The following is a 5,312-nucleotide window of genomic DNA, read 5'->3' as shown; positions in this document are numbered from 1 at the left end:
GGCGCCTCACGCGCCTCGATCAGAGGGTGCTCGAGCTCACGGCCCTGCGCGAGGTCCAGGCCCCGGTCGAGGAGCTCGCCACCTTCAAGCAGAAGCTGTTCAGCGAGTGGAGCTTCTAGCCGCGACGTAGGCGCGCCAGCCGCCGTACGCGGTGATCTCCCGCTGGCCCTCGCAGAGGGCGGGCTCGCCGAGCACGCCGAGCGTCTCCTCGCCGTCGGCGAGGCGCACCTTGCCGACGCAGAGCCCCGGCGGCTCCGACATGAGGATCGTCGCGAGCCCGGCCGCGGGCACGTCCCATACCTCCACGGCCACCGCCGCGCCGCCCGTGGACACGCGCAGCATCGCCGGGTGGCGGTCGCCCACGGACCAGAGCCGGTAGCAGGCCGCGGTCGTCGCCTCGCGAATGAAGCGCGCGCCGGCCGCGAGCAGGTTTCCGTTCAGCTCGAGACCGCGCATCAGCGTGCCGTTCACGGCCAGGCGGATGTTCAACGCGCTCTCTCCTGCGGCCGACCGTAGCACGCTGCTCGCCGAATGGGCAATCGACGCCGTCTGCCCATGGGCTGGGCAGCGCGGGGACGCCGGCGACGTCGCTAAATCCGCGTCGCGCTTGAGCCCGGCCTGGCGCGATGCCCGGCACGCGCCTTGCTTGTTCGCGCTCGTGGTCGGCGACGACGGCGTCGTACGCCCTCGGTCAATGGCGCCCGAGAAGGAGCGGGTGAACCATGGATGGGGACGTCGTCGGTCAGGGCGGAACCGAGCTGCGCACCGTCGCGCGACTCATCGCCGAAACGGTGCCGCGGCTCGTGGCCGCGCTGGCGGCGATGAAGCCCGGGCGGGTGCACGGCGAGGCGCTCGCGCTCTTGGAGGGCCCGCTGCTCGCGCACGCGCTCGCGCTGACGGGCGGCAACCAGCTCCGCGCCGCGCGGCTCCTCGGGCTCAACCGCAACACGCTCCGCAAGCGCTGCCGCCAGCTCCAGCTGCTCCCGCCCCGGCCGCCGCGGCGCGCCCCCGGCCCGGCGGCGCGCGCCCCGCTCTCCTGACGCGCGCCGGACGCGCCCGCCGCGCGGCGGGCGCGTCCTTGATCCCCGGCCTGGAATCCTGTATCAAGCACGCATGCCGGGGATCCGCGTCCTCATCGCCAAGGTCGGTCTCGACGGTCATGACCGCGGCGCGAAGGTCGTCGCGCGGTGCCTGCGTGACGCGGGGATGGACGTCGTCTACACGGGGCTCCACCGTACGCCCGAGGAGGTCGTGGCGGCCGCCGTCCAGGAGGACGTGGACGTCCTCGGGATCAGTCTCCTGTCGGGCGCCCACATGACGCTGATCCCGCGCGTGGTCGAGCTCATGCGCGCGGCGGGCGCGGGCGACATGCTCCTCGTCGTCGGCGGGGTCATCCCCGACGAGGATGTGCCGGCGCTGCGCGCGCTCGGCGCCGCGGACGTGCTCCTGCAGGACACTCCGCCCGACGTGATCGCCGCCCGGCTCCGGGAGCTCGTCGCCGCGCGCCAGCCGCGCTGAGGCGGGCCGGGGGGGGCGCGGGTGACGACCGCCGTGGACCTCAGCGTGTGGCCCCCCCGGTACGACGCGACCTACCGTCCGGACCCCGGGTCGGAGCATTGGTTCCCCGAGCTCGAGTGCATGGAGCCCCTCGCGCGCGACGCGCTGATCCTCGGAAAGCTCCGGCGGCAGGTCGAGTGGGCGTGGGCGCGGAGCCCGTTCTACCGGAGGAAGTGGCAGGCGGCGGGCGTGTCGCCGGCGACGCTCCAGTCCCTCGGCGACCTGACGACCTTTCCCGTCGTCACCAAGGCCGAGCTGCGCGCCTCGCAGGCCGCCGCGCCGCCGTTCGGCGAGTACCTCTGCGTCGAGCCCGCCGAGGTGGCGCGCATCCACGGCACGAGCGGCACGACGGGACGGCCGACGGTCTTCGGCGTGGGTCGCGACGACTGGGCGCGGATCGGCGAGGCGCACGCGCGCATTCTCTGGGCCACGGGCCTCCGTCCGGCCGACCGCGCGCTCATTTGCTCCTTCTTCAGCCTGTACCTGGGATCCTGGGGCGCGCTCGCCGGCGTCGAGCGCCTCGGAGCCACGGCGTTCCCGTTCGGCGCGGGCGCCGCCGGACAGACGCTGATGGCCGTCCAGTGGGCGCGCGACCTCCGGCCGACGGCGTTCTACGGCACGCCCTCGTACGCGCTCCACTTCGCCGAGGTCGCGCGGCGCGAAGGCATCGACCCACGGCAGCTCGGCCTGCGCACGCTCTTCTTCTCCGGCGAGCCGGGCGCGGGCATCCCGGCGACCAAGCGCCTCATCGAGGAGACCTTCGGCGGCGCCTGCGTGGACATGGGGAGCATGGCCGAGATGACGCCGTGGATGACCAACGGCGAATGCCGCCACCGCACGGGAATGCATCTCTGGCAGGATCTCGTCTACACCCAGGTCTGCGATCCGGAGACGTTCCGGCCGGTCCCGTTCGGCGCCGAGGGGACGCCCGTCTACACCCACCTCGAGCGGACGTCGCAGCCGATGATCCGCCTCGTCTCCGGCGACCTCGCGCGCTGGATCGACGAGCCGTGTCCCTGCGGCCGCACCTACCCGCGGCTGCCCGACGGGCTCTACGGCCGGATCGACGACATGTTCATCGTGCGGGGGGAGAACATCTACCCGAGCGCCATCGAGGACACGCTGCGCGCCATCGAGGGCTTCGGCGGCGAGTTCCGCGTGATCGTCTCGCGGCGCGAGGCGATGGACGAGCTCCTCGTGCGCGCTGAATACGCGCCGGCCCACGCCGACCCCGGCGCGCGGGCGACGCTCTCGGCCACGATGACCGAGCGGCTCCGGGCGCGGCTCGGCGTCCGCCCGGTGGTCGAGCTCGTCCCCGCGGGGACGCTCGAGCGGACCGAGTTCAAGGCGCGGCGGGTGATCGACGATCGCGACCTCTACCGCCGTTCGGTGAGATAGTCTCCCCATGACGACCGATCTGGACACGCTGGCCCGCGAGCTCCTCGCCGGCTCGACGCGCGCCCTCGCGCGCGGGCTCACGTGGATCGAGACCGGCGGCGAGCGCGCCGAAGCGCTCGTCGCGCGCGTCTACCCGCGCACCGGCCGGGCGCACGTCGTCGGGCTCACGGGCGCGCCGGGCAGCGGCAAGAGCACGCTCGCCCGGGCCCTGGCCCTGGCGGCCCGCGCTCGGGGGCGCACGGTCGGGGTCCTCGCCGTGGACCCGTCGTCGCCCTTCTCCGGCGGCGCGATCCTCGGCGACCGGATCCGCATGAACGACCTGGTCCTCGACCCCGGCGTCTTCATCCGCTCGATGGCGACGCGCGGCGCGCTCGGCGGCCTCTGCCGGGCCGCGGCCGACGGCGTGGACCTGCTGGACGCGGCCGGACGCGACTTGATCCTCGTCGAGACCGTCGGCGTCGGCCAGGACGAGGTGGACGTGATGCGGCTCGCCCACACGGTCGTGGTGGTGAGCGTCCCGGGCCTCGGCGACGACGTCCAGGCGCTGAAGGCCGGCCTGCTCGAGATCGCCGACCTCCACGTCGTCAACAAAGTCGACCGCGAGGGCGCCGACCGGACACTGGCCGAGCTGCGCTCGATGCTGACGCTGCTCCCGACGACGGAGAGCTGGGTCCCGCCGGTGCTCGGGGTGTCGGCGGCGCGCGAGCAGGGGATCGGGCCGCTCGTGGACGGGCTCGACGGCCATCTGGCGCACCTCAAGACGAGCGGCGAGCTCGACCGGCGCTGGCGGCGCATGGTCGACGCCCGCGTGCTGAAGATCGCGCAGGAGCTGGTCGCGCGGAGCCTCGCCCAGCCGGCCGCCGGCGACGCCGACGTCGAGCGCGTGGCGCGGCGGGAGCTCGCGCCCCACGCGTGCGCGCGGCTGCTGCTCGCCCGGCTGGGAGAAAGGACGTCCCATGTTTGATCCGAAGGCGATCGAGCGCATCGAGGCCGCGCGGCGCGACTGGGAGGCGAGGGAGCTCCGCGAGTTCCTCGAGCGCCAGCCCGAGTCGCGCGCCGACCGCCGGACGGGCTCCGGCCTGCCGGTCGAGCGCGTCTACACCCCCGCGGACCTGGCCGGCACGGCCTACGACGAGATCGGCCTGCCCGGGCGCTACCCGTTCACGCGCGGCCCCTATCCGACGATGTACCGGGGCCGGCTCTGGACCATGCGCCAGATCGCGGGCTTCGGCACGGGCGACGACACGAACCGGCGCTTCCGCTACCTGATCGAACAGGGGCAGACGGGCCTGTCGGTCGATTTCGACATGCCGACGCTGATGGGCTACGACTCCGACGACCCGAGGGCGCTCGGCGAGGTGGGGCGCGAGGGCGTCGCCGTGGACACGCTCGACGACGTCGAGGCGCTGTTCGCGGGGATCGACCTCGAGCGCATCTCGGTCTCGATGACGATCAACCCCACCGCGTGGATCCTGCTCGCGATGTACGTCGCGCTCGCCCGGGCGCGCGGCGGCGACCTCGACCGGCTCTCCGGCACCTGCCAGACGGACATCCTCAAGGAGTACATCGCGCAGAAGGAGTGGATCTTCCCGATCCGCCACTCGCTGCGGCTCGTCCGCGACATGATCGTCTACTGCGCCGAGCACATGGCGCGCTACAACCCGATCAACATCAGCGGCTACCACATCTCCGAGGCCGGGGCGACGTCGGTGCAGGAGGTCGCGTTCACGATGGCGAACGCGATCGCGTACGTCGAGGAGGTCACGCGCGCGGGCGTCCCCGTGGACCGCTTCGCACCGCGCCTGGCGTTCTACTTCGTCGCGCAGGCGGACTTCTTCGAGGAGGTCGCGAAGTTCCGGGCGGCGCGCCGCGTGTGGGCGAAGCTCATGAAGGAGCGCTTCGGGGCCACCAGGCCCGAGTCGATGCGCCTGCGGTTCCACTGCCAGACCGCCGCGGTGACGCTGACGAAGGCCCAGCCGATGAACAACATCGTGCGGACCGCGCTCCAGGCGCTGTCCGCGGTCCTCGGCGGTGCCCAGTCGCTCCACACGAACGGCCTCGACGAGGCGTACGCGATCCCCTCCGAGCTCGCGATGAAGATCGCGCTCCGCACCCAGCAGATCATCGCGGACGAGACGCGCGTGGCCAACGTGGTGGATCCGCTGGGCGGGTCGTACTATGTGGAGAGCCTCACCGACCGCATCGAGGCGGAGGTCTTCGCCATCCTCGCGAGGGTGGACGCGCTGGGCGGCACGGTGAAGGCGATCGAGGCGGGCTGGTTCCAGCGGGAGATCGCCGACTCCGCCTACGAGCACGCGCGCCGGCGGGCGTCGGGCGAGCTGCCGGTGGTCGGCGTG

5 protein-coding genes and 1 pseudogene are annotated in these 5,312 nt (G+C 73.3%); 5 read left to right on the top strand and 1 reads right to left on the bottom strand.

Translation table 11 applies throughout. From position 1 onward, the window contains the following. Positions 1 to 99: 99 nt before the first annotated feature. Entirely contained in the window at positions 100 to 489 is a 390-nt protein-coding gene (locus VKG64_15450; protein HKB26430.1) for a gamma-glutamylcyclotransferase, read from the bottom strand. Positions 490 to 830: 341 nt separating this feature from the next. Here VKG64_15450 and VKG64_15445 point away from each other — a divergent pair. From VKG64_15445 to VKG64_15425, 5 genes and pseudogenes are all read left to right on the top strand, one after another. Beyond that, positions 831 to 1,040, top strand: a pseudogene (locus tag VKG64_15445) (helix-turn-helix domain-containing protein). A gap of 73 nt (positions 1,041 to 1,113) precedes the next feature. Beyond that, on the top strand, positions 1,114 to 1,518 hold the full coding sequence (locus VKG64_15440) for a cobalamin B12-binding domain-containing protein (GenBank protein HKB26429.1): 405 nt from the start codon (positions 1,114 to 1,116) through the stop codon (positions 1,516 to 1,518). Positions 1,519 to 1,539: 21 nt separating this feature from the next. Then, a complete protein-coding gene (locus VKG64_15435; protein ID HKB26428.1) occupies positions 1,540 to 2,955 on the top strand; it encodes an AMP-binding protein in 1,416 nt (471 codons plus the stop codon). Positions 2,956 to 2,962: 7 nt separating this feature from the next. Then, the gene (gene meaB, locus VKG64_15430) at positions 2,963 to 3,919 is read left to right on the top strand and encodes a methylmalonyl Co-A mutase-associated GTPase MeaB (GenBank protein ID HKB26427.1); all 957 of its coding nucleotides are present in this window, start codon (positions 2,963 to 2,965) and stop codon (positions 3,917 to 3,919) included. Then, positions 3,912 to 5,312, top strand: a 1,401-nt coding sequence (locus tag VKG64_15425) for a methylmalonyl-CoA mutase family protein (GenBank protein ID HKB26426.1), incomplete at its 3' end; no start/stop codon positions are given. The genes meaB and VKG64_15425, both read left to right, overlap by 8 nt.

The sequence above is a fragment of the Candidatus Methylomirabilota bacterium genome (genome assembly GCA_035260325.1).
Taxonomy (GTDB): domain Bacteria; phylum Methylomirabilota; class Methylomirabilia; order Rokubacteriales; family CSP1-6; genus AR19.
This window is presented reverse-complemented; position numbering and strand designations above follow the sequence as displayed.